General features: G+C 68.0%; 12 protein-coding genes. 3 read left to right on the top strand and 9 right to left on the bottom strand.

Translation table 11 applies throughout. From position 1 onward, the window contains the following. Position 1 precedes the first annotated feature (1 nt). Both ASE66_RS10570 and ASE66_RS10565 read left to right on the top strand, forming a co-directional pair. A complete protein-coding gene (locus tag ASE66_RS10570; protein WP_057189579.1) occupies positions 2-1090 on the top strand; it encodes a hypothetical protein in 1089 nt (362 codons plus the stop codon). Positions 1091-1193: 103 nt separating this feature from the next. Further along, positions 1194-2456, top strand: coding sequence for an NAD(P)/FAD-dependent oxidoreductase (locus ASE66_RS10565; protein WP_057189578.1), 1263 nt, complete (start codon positions 1194-1196; stop codon positions 2454-2456). Between the two features lie 11 nt (positions 2457-2467). On the opposite strand, the gene ASE66_RS10560 is transcribed toward ASE66_RS10565, so the two are convergent. The 5 genes from ASE66_RS10560 to ASE66_RS10540 form a co-directional block, all read right to left on the bottom strand. Next, complete coding sequence (locus ASE66_RS10560) at positions 2468-3568, bottom strand: siderophore-interacting protein (protein WP_057189577.1); 1101 nt, start codon at positions 3566-3568, stop codon at positions 2468-2470. 27 nt (positions 3569-3595) lie between these two features. Then, positions 3596-4735, bottom strand: coding sequence for an ABC transporter substrate-binding protein (locus ASE66_RS10555; protein ID WP_057189576.1), 1140 nt, complete (start codon positions 4733-4735; stop codon positions 3596-3598). Continuing rightward, on the bottom strand, positions 4732-5589 hold the full coding sequence (locus ASE66_RS10550) for an alpha/beta hydrolase (protein ID WP_057189575.1): 858 nt from the start codon (positions 5587-5589) through the stop codon (positions 4732-4734). Before ASE66_RS10550 ends, ASE66_RS10555 begins: the two co-directional genes overlap by 4 nt. A gap of 11 nt (positions 5590-5600) precedes the next feature. Then, a complete protein-coding gene (locus ASE66_RS10545; RefSeq protein ID WP_057189574.1) occupies positions 5601-7778 on the bottom strand; it encodes a TonB-dependent siderophore receptor in 2178 nt (725 codons plus the stop codon). Positions 7779-7926: 148 nt separating this feature from the next. Further along, positions 7927-8754 (bottom strand): helix-turn-helix transcriptional regulator, encoded by an 828-nt coding sequence (locus ASE66_RS10540; RefSeq protein ID WP_156412098.1) that lies wholly within the window; start codon positions 8752-8754, stop codon positions 7927-7929. A gap of 424 nt (positions 8755-9178) precedes the next feature. Here ASE66_RS10540 and leuA point away from each other — a divergent pair, with 424 nt between their 5' ends. Next, on the top strand, positions 9179-10846 hold the full coding sequence (leuA, locus tag ASE66_RS10535) for a 2-isopropylmalate synthase (protein ID WP_057189893.1): 1668 nt from the start codon (positions 9179-9181) through the stop codon (positions 10844-10846). 45 nt (positions 10847-10891) lie between these two features. On the opposite strand, the gene ASE66_RS10530 is transcribed toward leuA, so the two are convergent. The 4 genes from ASE66_RS10530 to ASE66_RS33680 form a co-directional block, all read right to left on the bottom strand. Next, the gene (locus tag ASE66_RS10530; RefSeq protein WP_057189572.1) at positions 10892-11941 is read right to left on the bottom strand and encodes an LLM class flavin-dependent oxidoreductase; all 1050 of its coding nucleotides are present in this window, start codon (positions 11939-11941) and stop codon (positions 10892-10894) included. An 8-nt stretch (positions 11942-11949) separates the two neighbouring features. After that, on the bottom strand, positions 11950-12870 hold the full coding sequence (locus tag ASE66_RS10525; RefSeq protein WP_413814257.1) for an ABC transporter substrate-binding protein: 921 nt from the start codon (positions 12868-12870) through the stop codon (positions 11950-11952). Positions 12871-12953: 83 nt separating this feature from the next. After that, complete coding sequence (locus ASE66_RS10520; RefSeq protein WP_057189570.1) at positions 12954-13886, bottom strand: ABC transporter substrate-binding protein; 933 nt, start codon at positions 13884-13886, stop codon at positions 12954-12956. A gap of 25 nt (positions 13887-13911) precedes the next feature. After that, complete coding sequence (locus ASE66_RS33680) at positions 13912-15711, bottom strand: amino acid ABC transporter permease/ATP-binding protein (RefSeq protein ID WP_082613341.1); 1800 nt, start codon at positions 15709-15711, stop codon at positions 13912-13914. Between the last annotated feature and the right edge of the window lie 10 nt (positions 15712-15721).

Here is a 15721-nt window from a genome sequence, read left to right as displayed (position 1 = left end):
CATGCCTGCCACGCTTCTCATCGTCTCGCTCGGCGAGCTCGGCACCAATGTGCTCGAAGCCGCCGGCCGCAGCGGCCTGTTCGACCGGATCGTGGTGGCGAGCCGCTCCGTCGAGAAAGCTCGCGCCCGGATCAACAACGCCCTGATCGGCTGCGGGATCGACGGCTTCTTCCCGGACTTCGAGGCGATCGGGCTCGACTTCAACGATCCGGCCTGCGTCGCGACGCTGCGCCGCCTCGCCCCCGACATCGTCTTCAGCGCGCCGACCCTGCTGCCCTGGTGGAAGGTCGGCGGTCTCGACGGCGCGACCGAGACAGCGGCCGAGAAGGTGCCGTTCGGCGGCTATGTCAGCCTCCAGCTCGCACCGATGGCGACCTTCCGGGCCCGGCTGGCCGATTCCGGCCTCGCCGCGCGCTGGATCGCCGCCTCCTTCCCCGATGTGATCAATCCCTGCCTGGCCCGGACGGGGTTCGGCCCCGATTGCGGCATCGGCAATGTCCGCGAGCCAATCGCCAAGATCCAGGCCTCCGTAGGCCGCCGGCTCGGCGTGCCGCCGACGCAGGTCGAGGTCAGGCTCGTCGCCCAGCACGCTTTCGAATACGGCGTGTTCCAGGCGCAGCCGCCCACGGAGCTGCCACCCTACCTCCTCGAGGTGACCGTCGACGGGCAGGACCGCACCGCGCTGGGCCATGAGGCGCTGCGCGAGCCGTTCCCGTTCCCGTACGATCTGCATTTCAACCGCATCACCGCCTCTGCGGCGATCGACGGGATGCGCGCCCTGCTCAGTTCCTCGCCGATGCGCACGCATCTGCCGGGGGTGCTCGGTCTTGTCGGCGGCTATCCGGTCAGTGTCGAGGCCGGCCGCATCCGGCTCGACCTGCCCGCGCACTGGAGCGAGGCGCAGGCGATCGCTACCAACGAGGCCTCGCTGCCCTGGGACGGGATCGCGCGCATCGAATCCGACGGCACCATCGTCTTCACAGCGGAGACGGTTGAGGCCCTGCACGCTTTGACCGGCACGACCATCGAATCTGCCCATCCCGACACCGCCGCGAGCCAGGCCGCATTGCTCCTGGGACATCTGGTTTGAACGAGGGCCGCGCGACGACATCTTCGTCTTGCCAAGTATCGCGTTTTGAGGCTCGCTGCGGCCGTGCTCGTTTCGGGCCTCTGGAGACGGGCTCACTCGGGCGATGACGACCGCGGAACGACAGGCCGATGTAATCGTGCTCGGGGCCGGCATCGTCGGCGTCAGCGCGGCCCTTCATCTGCAAGAGCGCGGCCGCAATGTCCTGCTGGTCGACCGCGGCGAGCCCGGGGCCGAGACCAGCCACGGCAATGCCGGGCTGATCGAGCGCGCCTCGGTCGTCCCCTATGCCTTCCCGCGCAGCCTCGCGACGCTCGCCGCCTTCGCCTCGAACCGCTCGATCGCGGTACGCTACCGGCCTGCGACGCTGCTGCGGATGGCGCCCTGGCTGGCGCGCTATTGGTGGAACTCGGCGCCCGACCGGCTCGAGCGGCTCGGACGCGCCATCCTGCCGCTGATCGAGCGCTGCATCGACGAACACCGGCACTGGAGCAAGGCGGCCGGGACCGAAGCGCTGATGCGCGGCGAGGGCTGGATCGAGCTCTACCGCAGCCGGCGCGGCTTCCAGGAGGCCGCAAGGGCCGCGGAAGAGCTCGCTTCCTACGACCTGGCCTACGATCTGCTCGACGAGGCCGCACTGCGGGCGCGCGAGCCGGGCCTGCTGCCAGGCATCGTCGCCGGCGCGGTGCATTGGCGCGATCCGGCGACCGTCAGCGATCCCGGAGCGGTGACGCGCGCCTATGCCGCCCTCTTCACCGCGCGCGGTGGCCAGTTTCTGCATGCCGACGCGAACTGCTTGGAACATGACGGCGCGGGCTGGCGGCTGCCGGCCGGCGCCGAGGGCTGGCGGGCTCCCGAAGCCGTCGTAACGCTGGGTCCGTGGTCGAACGATCTCTGCGGGCGGCTCGGCTATCGCTTTCCGCTCGCCTTCAAGCGCGGCTACCACATGCACTACGCACCCGCCGAGGGAGCTGTCCCGCGCCATCCGGTCTGCGACGTCGAGGCCGGCTTCGTGCTGACCCCGATGGCGCGCGGCATCCGCCTGACCACCGGCATCGAGCTCGCGGCACGCGATGCTCCCTCGGATTCCTGGCAGCTCGACCGGGCCGAACGCGTCGCCCGGCGGCTCATGCCGCTGGGCCATCGCCTCGATGCCGAACCCTGGCGCGGCGCGCGGCCCTGCCTGCCGGACATGCTGCCGGTCATCGGTCCGGCATCGCGGCATGGCGGCCTCTGGCTCGCCTTCGGCCATGCCCATCACGGCTTCACGCTCGGCCCCGCGACCGGGCGGTTGCTGGCGGAGATGATGGTCGGGCAGGCGCCGTTCTGCGATCCCGCGCCATTCGCGGCCACCCGCTTCCAGCCCTGAGCCGACCGGCCCTACGCGGCCTTCTTCTCCGCCGCGTGCTGCTCTTCGGAGATTCCAGCGCGCCAGTAGCTGACGACGAGATGCGCATCGATCTCGGGGCGCAGAGACTGGCGCGCCGCCGCTCGGATCTCGCGGAAGGCAGTGTGCTCGCACGCGGCCCAGAGATAGAGGCTGCCCTCACCCGCCGGCCAGTCGAGCGTTGCAAGGGCGTCCGTCAGCAGGCTGGTCGAACCAGGCGCAGCGCCGTCGCGATGCAGCCAGCGCAGGCTGACCCCCGACGGAAGGACCAGAGGCTGGCGCTCGGCGGCGTCGGCGATTTCGACCAGCGCCAGCCCGGTCGCGCCCGCAGGCAGATGCCCGAGCATGCGGGCGAGCGCCGGCAGGCCGGTCTCATCGGCGAGGAAGAGGTAGCGCGCGGCCTGCTTCAGCCCGCGGCCGCCCGGCCCTGCCATGCCGATGCGGTCGCCGACCTGCACGCGCGCCGCGAAGGCCGAGCCCGGCCCGGCATCGTCATGCAGCACGAAATCGATGGCGAGCGTGCCTGCCGCAACGTCGATCTCGCGGATCGTGTATTTGCGGATTGCCGGCCGCTGCTCCGGCGGCGGCGTCTGCAGCAGGCCGTCCGCGCCGATCATTGGCCAGGCCGGCTCGGGCAGGCCCGGCGGCGGGATGAACAGGCGCACATGCAGCGCCTCCAGCGTGTCGTAGCGGGCGAGGTCCTCACCACGGAACCGGATGCGGCGCATATGCGGCGTCAGCTGCTCGGCTGTCGTCACCATCAGCACGCGGAAATCCGGCGGCAGCATCGGCTCGGCGCCGTCGCCGCTCCAACGGATCGTCGGGGCAAACCCCTGCGGCGCGAACTCGACGACATGGCTCGCGACAGCCAGCTTCATGCCCTGCAGGCCGGCGAGATCGGACGCCTCCACGACGGCGACGAGAGCGCCGGCGACGGTACGCAGCTCCGCCCGGCTGCCATCGAGCCCGATCGTCGTCACGCCATCGACCTCGCCGACTTCGGCCTCATGCTCGCGGAGATGCTCGCAGAGCGGACGCAGCACGGCGGCAGGATCAGGCAAGGCGATGCGCGTTTCGGCGCGGAGCATTGTCATGGGAGTGTCCTCTCGCTGCCCTGGCGGTCAGGGCCGGGCTTTGCCGGTGCTGTCGATCCAGAGCGCGCCGTCGAGCGGGATGGCCGAGAAGCGGCGGGAGATCTCGTCCAGCGTCACCTGCGGGTCGATATCGGCGAAGCGGCCTGGGTGGAACCATTTCGCCAGTTGCTCGATGGCGACGATGTGGAGCGGGGTGTCGTTGAAGAGTTGCCAGAGCCCATAGGCGCGGCCATTGCGAATGGCAGCGAGCGCGGCGATGCCAGGCCGGCCGAGCAGCGCAGCGAAACTCCGGGTCGCGGTTTCGCGCGGCACGCCGAGCCCGAGGACGAGACCGCCCAACTTGGCCAGATGCGTCCCACCGGTCGCAACATAGATGGCGGGATCGGCGGCAAGCAGCTGCTCGAGGCTGATCTGCCCGGTCGCGCCGGGCAGGATCGCGGCGGCGATATTGCGCCCGCCGGCCGCCGTGATGAAATCGTCGAAGGTCCCCTTGCCCGGCGTCGGGCAGCAATCGAAACCGCCGGCATGAGCATGCATGAACACGGCCGGACGCTCCGCGCCGCGCACGCGCTCTTCGATCAGGCGCCGGCGCTCCTCGTAGAAGCGGATATAGTCCTGCGCCTGCTCCTCGCGGCCGATCAGCTTGCCGAGGATGCGCAGGCTCGGCAGCGTGTCGCGCATCGGCTGCAGATAGAAATCGACGACGGCGACCTTGATACCGGCCGCCTCGAAACGCTGGACGAGATCGCCCGGGCCGCGCCGCGTCCCGGCGAGCGACGCGCTGAGGATCACCAGATCGGGCGACAACGACACTGTCTTCTCGAAGGAGAAGCCTTCCGGCGTCGCGCCGTCGCCGACGGTTGGCACAGACTCGATCGCCGGGAATCTGGCGAGGTAGCGGGCATAGGCATCGGGGTTCTGCCGGCGATGGTCGGCGCCCCAGCCGGCGAGCAGGCTGATCGGGTCGGGATGGATCAGGCCGAGCGCGTTGAGCTGGCGCCCCTGAGCCAGCACGATCCGCTTGGCCGGACCGGGCAAGGTCACGCTGCGCCCGAGCAGGTCGGTCACCGTGACAGGCTCGGCGCGGGCAGGCAGTACCAGCGCTGAAAGTAGCGCGGCGACGACGAGCAGCAGCCGCATCGGGAGCGACAACGGCAAAGCGATCATGGCGAGCCCCTTTCACCGGCGTCTCCGCCAAGCGTGAACGCGACCGCGCGCGACAGCATGGCCGGAACGACCGAGATATGGTTCTCGCCGGGAAAGACGACGTGCTCGCATGCGACCCGCCCGGACGCCGTCAGCACCTCTGCCATCTCGGCGGCATTGTCGATCATGCGGGCCATGCGCAAGCGCGCCGCCCGCTGCGGATCGCGCCGCTCGTCGCTGCTCTGCTCCTCGCTGCCGACACTGATCAGCAGGCGCGGCAAGGCCACCGCCGCGGGCGAACTCAAGAAGCGGACCCGCGTCGCGAGGATGGCGCGGTCGTCCCACCAGATCGACGGGCTGCCGGCGACATGGCTGCGGAACAGGCCAGGTCGCGCGAACAGCGCGTGCAGGGCGAAGAGCCCGCCGAAGGAATGGCCGACCAGCGACAGGCGGGTCTGGTCGATCGGCGCGAGTGTCTCGATCTCCTGCAGGATTTTGCCAGCGATCAGATCGAGAAAACGGTCGGCGCCGCCATCGGCCGGCAGCAGATCCTGCCGGCGCCGCTCGGCATCGAAGGGCGCAGCCCCCGGATAGCCGACGCCGAGAATGATCGCCGGGCCGACGCCGGAGACCTCGGGACGCCCGGCCTGCAGCCGCGCGGCGGACAGCGCGGTCGAGAACAGCGCGTCACCGTCGACGAGAACCACGACCGGAAAGCCCGCGGCCGGCGCCGGCTCGGGAGGGATCGCGACCAGAAGCCGATACTCGGCCCCGCCGGGCGCGGTGAAGGCGAGGCTATGCGTGTGCGGCAGCTCGACCGGCCGGAGCGCCGGGGCCGGATACCCCTCGAATACAAACCGTTCCGGCCGCAGCATCCCGCCCGTCCTCACCAGCGATAGGACAAGGTGGCGAGCACGGTCCGGCGCATGCCGAAGGAGCATTGCACCGCGCCGTAGCAGCCGGCGACATACTCCTTGTCGAACAGGTTCTGGGCGTTGACCTGCACCTTCCAGCCCTTCATCGCGGCATTGGCGGCGCCGAGATCATAGCTGATCGCGGCATCGACCAGCGTGTAGTCGTCGGTGAAGAAGGTGTTGCCGGGATCGCCGGCACCCTTGCCGACATAGCGCACGCCAGCGCCCAGGCCCAGGCCGGAGAACAGGCCGGTCTTGAAGGTATAATGTGCCCAAAGCGAAGCCATGTGGCGCGGCACTACTGTCGGCCGCTTGCCGAGATCGACGCCAGTGCTCTTCGTCACCTCGGCATCAGTAAAGGTATAGGCCGCGACGAGATCGAGATTGTCGAAGACCGTCGCCCTTGCCTCGACCTCGACGCCGCGCGCCCGGACCTCGCCGGTCTGGATCTGGAAGCCGGGATTATTGAGGTCGGCCACCTGCACATTGGTCTGCGTCAGCTGATAGACGGCAGCCTGCAGGAAGGCGTTGTAGCCCGGCGGCTGGTATTTGAAGCCGGCCTCGTATTGCTCGCCCTCGGTCGGCTTGAAAGCGACGCGGTTGAAGGTCGTGCCGGCGACCGGCTCGAACGAGGTCGAGTAGCTGGCATAGGGCGCAAAGCCGTTGTCGAAATTGTACATCAGCGCGACGCGGCCGGTATTGGCGAAGTCGTCCTGCTTGGTCAGCGCACCATTGGTCATGTTGCGCGTGCGCGCCATCGCCCGGTCGAAGCGGCCGCCGACCACCAGCGAGAGCCGGTCGAGCTTGATCTGGTCCTGGATGTAGACGCCGTATTGCTGCTGGACCTGGCCCGTGCCCGGGATCGCCGGCACGGCGAATGGCAGGCGGCCATAGACCGGGTTGAAGGCGTCGAGCGTCTGCACCGTGCCGCCGGCGCCGGTGAAGGCGGTGCCGTCGCTCCAATAGCCGTCGACGCCGAACAGCAGCTTGTGGGTCAGCGCGCCTGTGCGGAAATCGGCCTGGAGCTGGTTGTCGATGCCGAAGGTCTGCGCCTTCTCGTTCGAGGTGGTGACACGGCGCGTCAGGGTGCGCTGGTCGGCGCCGAGCGAGGCCGCCGCAACCGTCCGGAAACGCGATTCGAGGTCGCTGTAGCGGACGTTCTGGCGGAAGCTGAAGACGTCGTTGAAGCGATGCTCGAAGGCATAGCCGAGCATCAGGTGATTGCGGCTATAGCCTTCATAGTTCGGTTCGCCCGGGAAAAAGTTGCTGCGAATCTTGCCGTTGCGGTTCGGCAGCGCGGTGCCGACCGCGGGAATGAAGCCATAGAAGCCGGTTTCCGGATCGCGCTGGAACGAGGTCAGCAGCGTCAGGCTCGTCGCGGCGTTGGGCTGGAAGGTGACGGAAGGCGCGATGTAGAGGCGCTCCTCCTTGGTGAAATCCACCTGCGTGTCGGCGGCACGGCCGAGCCCGACGATGCGGTAGAGGATCGTCTTGTCCGGCGTCACTGGCCCGCCGATGTCGAAGGCGAGCTGCTTGCGCTCGAAGCTGCCGAACTGGACCTGGACCTCGCCATGCGCCACGTCGCGCGGGCGCTTGCTGACCATCTCGATCAGCCCGCCGGGCTTGACCTGGCCGAACACCACCGAGGCCGGACCGCGGATCACCTCGACGCGCTCCAGCCCCCAGGGATCGACCGCCGGCACCAGGAAGTTGACGCCGCGCTGCAATCTTAGGCCGTCGAGGAAGTTGACGAAGCCAGCGCCGGTACCGGCGCCGCCGAAGCCGCGGATGAAGACGCTGTCATAGCGGCCCATCGACAGGCGCGTCTCGCCGAGAACGCTCGCCGAATAGCGCAGCGCCTGGCTGACGCTCTGGGCACCCTGGTCGTCCATCTGCTCGCGGGTGACGACGGTGACCGATTGCGGCGTCTCGATCAGCGGCGTGTCGGTCTTGGTCGCGCTCTCGCTGCGCCTTGCGACATAGCCGTTGACCGGGCCGTTCGCACGCTCTCCCTGGACCTCGATCGTGTCGAGGCTGACCGCTTCGCCGCTCTGCGCAAACGCGGCGCCCGGCCAGGCCGCGACGATCGCGCCGAACGCGACGCCGGCGACCAAGACAGCCCGATTGCCGGTAATGAAAACCCCAGTCATGCCTTCGCCCTTGCCCCTTCGCCATTCTGGCGACCCGTTGGCAGGGTTGTTTAGGAAGCATGCTGCGCCCGCAACGCCGTCGGCTTTCGATTGCGGCAGTTTTTCTTTCGGCGCAGTTTCGAGCCTTTCCAGCTCTGAAACACATCCCTCAGCGCAGCCCGCTCGGCGGCATGCCGAAGCGCTTGCGGAACAGGCTGGAGAAATGCGCCGGCGTGTAACCGACACGGAAGGCCGCCTCGGCGATGCTGGCCTCGCCTTCTGCGATCAAGGCATGGGCCTGCTGCAGCCGCAGCTCCTGCAGATAGCCGAAGACGCTGGCGCCGAACTCGGCGCGGAAGGCGGAGGTCAGCTTGGTCGGGTTGAGGCCCGTGGCGCGGGCGAGCTCGGCGAGGCTCGGCGGCTCCTGCATCGCGGCGACGAGCATGTCCCGGGCAGCATGGACCTGCTCGCGCGTCCGGGCCGGAAGCCGCGCCGGCCGCAAGGGCGGCTGCCCGACGATCCGGTCGAGCGCCACGGCGGCGAGCTCCAGCGCCTTTCCGGCCAGATAGAGTCGCCGCAGCGGCGCCGCCACCGGGCATTCCGCGATCTGGAGGGCGAGCGCACACAGATCGGCATCGGCCGGGCGCACCCAGATCCCGGCATCCCCGGCTCCGGCCAGGGCGAACAATTGCTGCATCGGCGCGGCGAACTCCCGCTCGACGAAATCGAGGTCGAACTGCATCAGGACACAGCGGACGACGCCGCCGCTGAGGCCGGTGCGCTGCTGGACATGGTCACCGCTGTTCGCCACGACCAGCAGGGCCGGTCCGCGAACCAGCACGGCCGGACGATCATCGAGCTCGAGCGATTGCCTTCCGTCGAGCATGACCGCGATCTTCAAGCCCCGGCGCATCGGCCCGACGATGCGCTCGCCTTCCGGGTTCGGAAATGTCCCGGCCGACAGCGACAGCTGCTGCGAGAACAGCGGCAAGCCCACCAAGGATTCGTGATTGGAAAGAGGCTGGATCGAGTTCACGCGCGCAGCATAAATCAATCACCGCTTGCCTCAAGACTTTGCTGATAGATTAAAAACCCTCCAGACTCGGCGCGTTTCATCGTAGCGAACCGTTCTTCGATCGCGATCCACGATATGCCGCGGCCGGATAAGACGATGCCGGGCGGCGGCCGGCATCGCCGCTGCCCGCATGCGAGCAGTGGCGTCAGGATTGATCTTCATCTCTTGAGGTGGTTAGGTCCGGTCATGCGATTTCGGTCCGCCATCCGGGGCCTGACCCTGCGACTTAGCCACCCGGCGCTGTGAGCGCGCCGGGGTTCAAAGGCCTGTCCATCGCATGACGGCGCAGCAAGGTCCCGAGCAGGCCTGACGCCGCATCCTTCGCAAGGGTTGTCCCATGACCACGATGCCGATTTCCAAGTACCGCGCCTATGCGCCGGTCAACCTGCCCGATCGCCGCTGGCCCTCGCAGGTGCTGACCAAGGCCCCGACCTGGTGCTCCGTCGATCTGCGCGACGGCAACCAGGCGCTGATCGAGCCGATGGGCGTCGATCGCAAGGACCGCATGTTCAACCTCTTGGTGAAGATGGGGTTCAAGGAGATCGAGGTCGCCTTCCCCGCCGCATCGCAGACCGATTTCGACTTCGTCCGCTCGATCATCGAGAGCGGCGCGATCCCGGACGATGTGGCGATCCAGGTGCTGACGCAGTGCCGCTCCGAGCTGATCGAGCGCACCTTCGAGGCGGTAAAGGGCGCCAAGAACGTCATCCTGCACTTCTACAACTCGACCTCGACCCTGCAGCGCGACGTGGTCTTCCGCTCCGACCGCAAGGGCATCGTCAGGATCGCGACCGATGCGGCGGCGCAGATCAAGGCTCTGGCCGCGCAGGCGCCCGAGACAAATTTCACCTTCGAGTACTCGCCGGAGAGCTTCACCGGCACCGAGCTCGACTACGCCCTGGAGATCTGCGAGGCGGTCAAGGCGGTGATCAAGCCGACGCCGCAGAACAAGCTGATCCTCAACCTGCCGGCGACCGTCGAGATGGCGACGCCGAACGTCTACGCCGACCAGTTCGAATGGTTCGGCCGCAACATCTCCGACCGCGACAGCGTGCTGCTCTCGATCCATCCGCACAATGACCGCGGCACGGCGGTGGCGGCGGCAGAGCTCGCTTTGATGGCCGGCGCCGACCGCGTCGAGGGCACGCTGTTCGGCAATGGCGAGCGCACCGGCAATGTCGACATCGTCACCATGGCGCTGAACCTGTTCACGCAGGGGATCGACCCGCAGCTCGACCTGCGAGATGTCAACGAGATCCGCAGCATCGCCGAATACTGCACCCAGCTGCCGGTGCACGAGCGCCATCCTTATGTCGGCGAGCTCGTTTACACCGCCTTTTCCGGCTCGCATCAGGACGCGATCAAGAAGGGCTTCGACGCGCAGGAGAAGCGCAACGACCCGATCTTCCAGGTGCCCTATCTGCCGATCGACCCCAAGGATGTCGGCCGCGACTATGAGGCGGTGATCCGGATCAACTCGCAATCGGGCAAGGGCGGCATCGCCTATATCCTGCAGGCCGATCACGGCCTCGACCTGCCGCGCCCGCTGCAGATCGAGTTCTCCAAGATCGCGCAGGAGCAGATGGACGAGGAGGGCAAGGAACTGACCAGCGCGGTGCTCTGGTCGCTGTTCAGCAAGACCTATCTCCTGAGCGATGCGCCGCTGGAGCTGATCACGCACAAGACCTTCCCTGACGCGCAGGGCTCACGCACCCTGACGGCGGAGCTGAAGCAGGACGGCGCGCTCCGCACCATCGAGGGCGTCGGCAACGGGCCGATCGACGCCTTCGTCGACGCGCTGAAGACGACCTATGGTGTCGAGTTCTCCTTCCTCGACTATCACGAGCACGCGGTCGGGCGCGGCGCCAACGCCACCGCCGCCTGCTATGTCCAGCTCCAGGACGAGAAGGGCCGGGTCGTGCACGGCGTCGGCATCGACCCGAACATCGTCATGGCCTCGCTCAAGGCCGTGCTCAGCGGCATGCAGCGGGTGATGGCTGGCCAGCAGGGCTGAGCGGCAGCATTGCGGAGCGGCGCTGGGTGATCCCGCCGCCGCTCGCTATTCCCCAACCGCCTTGCGGCGCTGGGTTGTTTCCGCGGCACGCCAGCCCAGCGAAGGCGCGACCAGCGCGACGAAATCGGCGATGATCTGGCGATAGTCCGCGATCGAGAAATTATAGGGCAGCTCCAGACGCAGGGTGTCGACCAGCGGCAGGACGGGATCGGCCGCGAGCCGCTCGATGATTTCCGCCGCCGTGCCGACGAAATCGGGTGTGAACAACGTGCGGCGCTCGCCCTGCGGCGCGAGCGTTCGGGCATGGCGGCTCGCGGCGTAGTCGCGATAGCGCTGCCGCGTGACCGTATCCGCGCCGTCGAGCGGCACGATCACGCGGCCGACCGCGACCTTAGGCGCGCCCTCGCCGCGCCAATGAGCGCGGAACGTCTCGATATGGTGGCGCTGCGCCACGAAGAAGTCGTCGGTCTCCTCGCCGGTGTTGAGATTGCCGACGAGCAGGTGGAAGCCGTTCTCGGCAGCCCAGCGGGCTGAGCGCAGCGAGCCGCCGCCGTACCAGAGCCTTTGGCGCAAGCCCGGTGCATGCGGGCGCAGCCGCGGGCGGTGCTCGCCGGCGGCCGAGGTGATGCGGCTGTCGGCGTCACCGAGCCAGTCGCCGTCGAGATTGTTGGCGAGCCTGGCGACGCGCGCATGCGAGAAATCGTAAGCCGCCGGGTCGCCGTCGAAGAAGCGCTCGCCCAGAAGCTTGCCGAAGGGCGGCGGGCCAGCGCTCAGGCCGACATTGAGCCGCCCGCCGGAGAGGACGTCGACCAGCGACAGGTCCTCAGCCAGCCGGAACGGATTCTCGTAACCGATCTGGATAACGGCGGTGCCAAGCCCGATCCGGCTGGTGCGCTGGCTCGCCGCAGCAAGGAAGGTCGCGGCGGATGAGACGCCCGGCTCGAGATGGCGCTGGCGCACCCAGGCGCTGTCGAAACCGAGCGCCTCGCCATATTCGAAGAGCGAGAGCGTCTCCTCGAGGCCGGCCCGCGGATCGGCGTCGTCATAATTGCCCGGTGTCAGGAAGGCGAGGTGCCGAATGGCGAGCGCGGACATGGCAGCTTTCAGTATTTCGGCAGGCCGGGCGGATTGGTCTCGGAACGGTCGAGCGCCTCCTCCTCCAGACTCCAGCGTGCCAGCGACTGTTGGAACTTGCCGTTGGCGATCAGCCCGTTGGTCGCGACGGTGAGCGCATCGACCAGGCCGCTGCCCTTGCGCGTGGTGATCGCGACATCCGACTTCAGCGGCCAGCCGGCGCTGAGCGTGCCGACGCGCTTGATGTCCTTGTCGCGCGCCGCGATGAAGACGAGCTGCGCATGCGGCTGGACGATCACGTCGACGCGGCCCGAGCGCAGCGCCACCAGCCGCCCGGCCTCGTCGTCGAAGAGCTGGAGCTCGATCGGCTTCAGGCCCGCGGCGACGTTCTGCTTGCTCCATTCGACCAGGATGCGCTCCTGATTGGTGCCGCCGCCGACGCTGACCTTGAGGCCCGCCGCATCCTTCGGCTCCTTGATCTCTTGGACCGGGCTGTCGGCCCTGACGAAGAAGCCGTGCAGTCCCTTGCGATAGGTCGAGAAGTCGAACTTCTCCTTGCGCTGTTCGGTGACGCCGACATTGGAGATGACGGCGTCGTATTTGCCGGAGGCAAGGCCGAGCGGCCAGTCGGCCCAGGCGATCGGCTGCAGGTCGAGCCTGAGTCCGAGACTGTCGGCGACCAGCAGGGCGAAATCGGCATCGGCGCCGACCACGGTCTTGGCGTCCGTCGCATAGGTCGCGAGCGGCGGCCCGCCGGGGCTGACCGCCACGGTGAGGACGCCGGGTGCGGCGAATTTGAAGCCCTTCGGGATGGCGGCGATCGCCACTGGCTGCTGCTCGGCCCTGACCCGGCCCGGCTGCTCCGGCCCGAGATCGAAAGGCGCTTGAGCCGCGGCCGGGCCCTGCGCCGGGCCGAAGATGGCCAGGCCACCGAGGAGAAGGGCCAGCATGGCGCGTGCTCGCAACATGATCGTCTTTCCGTCCTTCCTGATGAGGTGAGCGCCGCGGCCAGACGCGGCGGCGCCCGCTGCGTTCACTTGGCGGGCAGGCCGGGCGGATTGGTGCGCGACTGCTCGATCGCCTCGGGGGCGAGATTCCAACGCCCCAGCGCCTTGGCGTAATTGCCGTTGCCGATCTGGGTGTTGACGGCGTGGGTGATCGCCTCGGCGAGGCCGGCGCCCTTGCGGGTCGTCACCGCGATCTCGGCCAGCACCGGCCAGCCACCGCTGAAATTGCCGGCGAGGCGGGTCTTGTTCTCCTGCGCCGCCTTGAAGCTGAGCAGGGCGTTGGGGCCGAGATAAGCGTCGGCGCGCCCGGTCTCGAGCGCGAGATAGAGCACGACGTCGTCGTCATAGTACTGAATCTCGGCCGGCTTCAGCCCGTCCTTCACGTTCTGCTCGTTCCAGCGCAGCAGGATCTGCTCCTGATTGGTGCCGGAGCCGACGATGATCTTGAGCCCGGCGACGTCGCGCGGCTCGCGAATCTGAATCTCGTTGTCCCTCTTCACATAGAAGCCGAGCAGGTCCTTGCGGTAGGTCGAGAAGTCGAACTTCTCCTTGCGCTGCTCGGTAACGGTGATGTTCGAGATCGCCGCATCGTATTTGCCGGAGGCGACGCCGAGCGGCCAATCGGCCCAGGAAACCGGGACGATCTCGAGCTTGCGGCCGAGTGCATCGGCGACGAGCTGGGCGATGTCGGGCTCGGAACCGACGATGGTCTTGGCATCCGCGGTATAGCCGGCAAAAGGCAGACGGCCAGTCGCGTTGGCGACGGTGAAGACGCCGTCCTTCACGAACTTGGCGTCCTTGCCGATCAGCTTGATCGCCGCCTCGTCACGCCCGGCGCGCGGCCGGCCAGCCTGCTCGGGCGAGAGGTCGATCGCCTGCTGGGCGAGCCCGAGCGAGGGGAGAAGCGCGCTGGCGGAAGTCGCGCCGAGCAGAGCGAGCGTGTTGCGTCTGGTGATCATGGCTTAGCTCCCAGGGAAATGATGGTCAGAGGACCTTGGCGAGGAATTCGCGGGTGCGGGGGTGGTCGGGCTCACCCAGGACGCGGGCCGGCGGGCCGACTTCGAGGATGCGGCCGGCCTCCATGAAGACGACCTCGTCGGCGACCTCGCGGGCAAAACCGATCTCATGGGTGACGATGACCAGCGTCGTGCCGGAGCGGGCGAGCTCCTTGATGACGTCGAGCACCTCGTTGACGAGCTCGGGATCGAGTGCCGAGGTCGGCTCGTCGAAGAGCAGGACCTTGGGCTTCAGCGCCAGCGCCCGGGCGATGGCGACGCGCTGCTGCTGGCCGCCCGAGAGCTGGCGCGGATAGGCATCGACCTTGTCGGCGAGGCCGACGCGGGCGAGCAGTTCGCGCGCTTCGGCCAGAGCCTGCTCACGGGTCACGCCACGCACCGAAAGCGGGGCCTCGATGACGTTCTCGATCGCCGTGAGGTGCGGGAACAGGTTGAAGCTCTGGAAGACCATGCCGACATCGACACGGCGCTTCAGGATCTCGCGCTCCTTGAGCTCGTAGAGCGTGTCGCCATCCTGGCGGTAGCCGATCAGCTCGCCGTCGATCGCGATGAAGCCCTCATCGACGCGCTCGAGATGGTTGATCGAGCGCAGCAGCGTCGATTTGCCGGAGCCGGACTGGCCGATGATCGCGGTGACGCTGCCGGAGCGCAGGGTCAGGCTGACGTCGTCGAGAACCTTGAGCGGACCGAAGCTCTTCGAGACATTGCTGATGCGGATCTCGCCGCCGCTGCGCCGCAGGCTCGCCAGCGAAGGAACTGCCGCGGCGGATGAACTCGGCTGGGCCAGAGCAGCCTCCGTGCGCCGCGCCGCTGCGGCATCGCGCGAGCGACCGAAGCGGACCAGTGCCAGGCCGATCAGCGAGGGCGGCGGATTGCGCAGCGCACCGCGCGAGTAATAGCGCTCGATATGGTGCTGGACGAAGGACAGCACGCTCAGGATGACGAGGTACCAGACCGTCGCCACCATCAAGAGCGGGATCACCTCGAGATTGCGCCGGTAAATGATCTGGATGGTGTAGAACAGCTCGGGCAGCGCCAGGATGTAGACTTGGCTGGTGCCCTTCGCGAGCAGGATGATCTCGTTGAAGCCGTTCGGCAGGATGGTGCGCATCGCCTGCGGCAGCACGATCCGCGAAAACTGCCGGCGGCGCGGCAGGCCGAGCGCGGCCGCCGCCTCGTGCTGGCCCTGGTCGACCGAGAGGATGCCACCGCGCACGATCTCGGAGGAGAAGGCGCCGGCATGCAGAGTCAGCCCGAGCACCGCCGCGAAGAACGGCGTAATCAGCTGCGTCGTCGACCAGGTGGCGAAGGTGATCTCGGTGAAGGGAACGCCGAGCCAAATCGTCGAGTAGAGATAGCCGAGATTGTTGAGGATCAAGAGCAGCACGATCAGCGGGATCGAGCGGAAGAGCCAGACATAGGCCCAGGACAAAGAGGCCAGCAGCGGCGAGCCGGAGACGCGCGCCAGCGCCAGGCCGGTGCCGAGCAGGAAGCCAAGCACGGTGCCGAGCAGGGTCAGCAGCAGCGTCCGCGCCAACCCGGCCAGCACCGGCTCGGCGAAGAACCATTCGGCGAAGACATCCCAGCCCCAGCGCGGATTGGAGAGGACCGAGTTCACGACCGCGACGATTACGACGACCGCGAAGACGGTGCCGATCGTCCGGGCCGGATAGCGCGCCGGGACGATCCGGAAGCGGCTGAAGTCGCGTGTCGGCGGCGTGCTGGCGGCGCGCGTCGGCAAGCCCGCGAAATCGCTGGCGAGACTCATGGCTGGAACT

Source organism: Allobosea sp. Root483D1 (assembly GCF_001429505.1).
Lineage (GTDB): Bacteria > Pseudomonadota > Alphaproteobacteria > Rhizobiales > Beijerinckiaceae > Allobosea.
The sequence above is the reverse complement of the archived record's forward strand: the minus strand, read 5'-3'. Positions and strand labels throughout refer to the sequence as shown.

Excerpts from the sequence above, each read along its gene's own strand:
- ASE66_RS10545 (WP_057189574.1), bottom strand. The coding sequence starts at position 7,778 with ATGACTGGGGTTTTCATTACCGGCAATCGGGCTGTCTTGGTCGCCGGC.
- ASE66_RS10560 (WP_057189577.1), bottom strand. The coding sequence starts at position 3,568 with ATGACAATGCTCCGCGCCGAAACGCGCATCGCCTTGCCTGATCCTGCC.
- leuA (WP_057189893.1), top strand. The coding sequence starts at position 9,179 with ATGCCGATTTCCAAGTACCGCGCCTATGCGCCGGTCAACCTGCCCGAT.
- ASE66_RS33680 (WP_082613341.1), bottom strand. The coding sequence starts at position 15,711 with ATGAGTCTCGCCAGCGATTTCGCGGGCTTGCCGACGCGCGCCGCCAGC.
- ASE66_RS10550 (WP_057189575.1), bottom strand. The coding sequence starts at position 5,589 with ATGCTGCGGCCGGAACGGTTTGTATTCGAGGGGTATCCGGCCCCGGCG.
- ASE66_RS10555 (WP_057189576.1), bottom strand. The coding sequence starts at position 4,735 with ATGATCGCTTTGCCGTTGTCGCTCCCGATGCGGCTGCTGCTCGTCGTC.
- ASE66_RS10565 (WP_057189578.1), top strand. The coding sequence starts at position 1,194 with ATGACGACCGCGGAACGACAGGCCGATGTAATCGTGCTCGGGGCCGGC.
- ASE66_RS10525 (WP_413814257.1), bottom strand. The coding sequence starts at position 12,870 with ATGCTGGCCCTTCTCCTCGGTGGCCTGGCCATCTTCGGCCCGGCGCAG.
- ASE66_RS10520 (WP_057189570.1), bottom strand. The coding sequence starts at position 13,886 with ATGATCACCAGACGCAACACGCTCGCTCTGCTCGGCGCGACTTCCGCC.
- ASE66_RS10570 (WP_057189579.1), top strand. The coding sequence starts at position 2 with ATGCCTGCCACGCTTCTCATCGTCTCGCTCGGCGAGCTCGGCACCAAT.
- ASE66_RS10530 (WP_057189572.1), bottom strand. The coding sequence starts at position 11,941 with ATGTCCGCGCTCGCCATTCGGCACCTCGCCTTCCTGACACCGGGCAAT.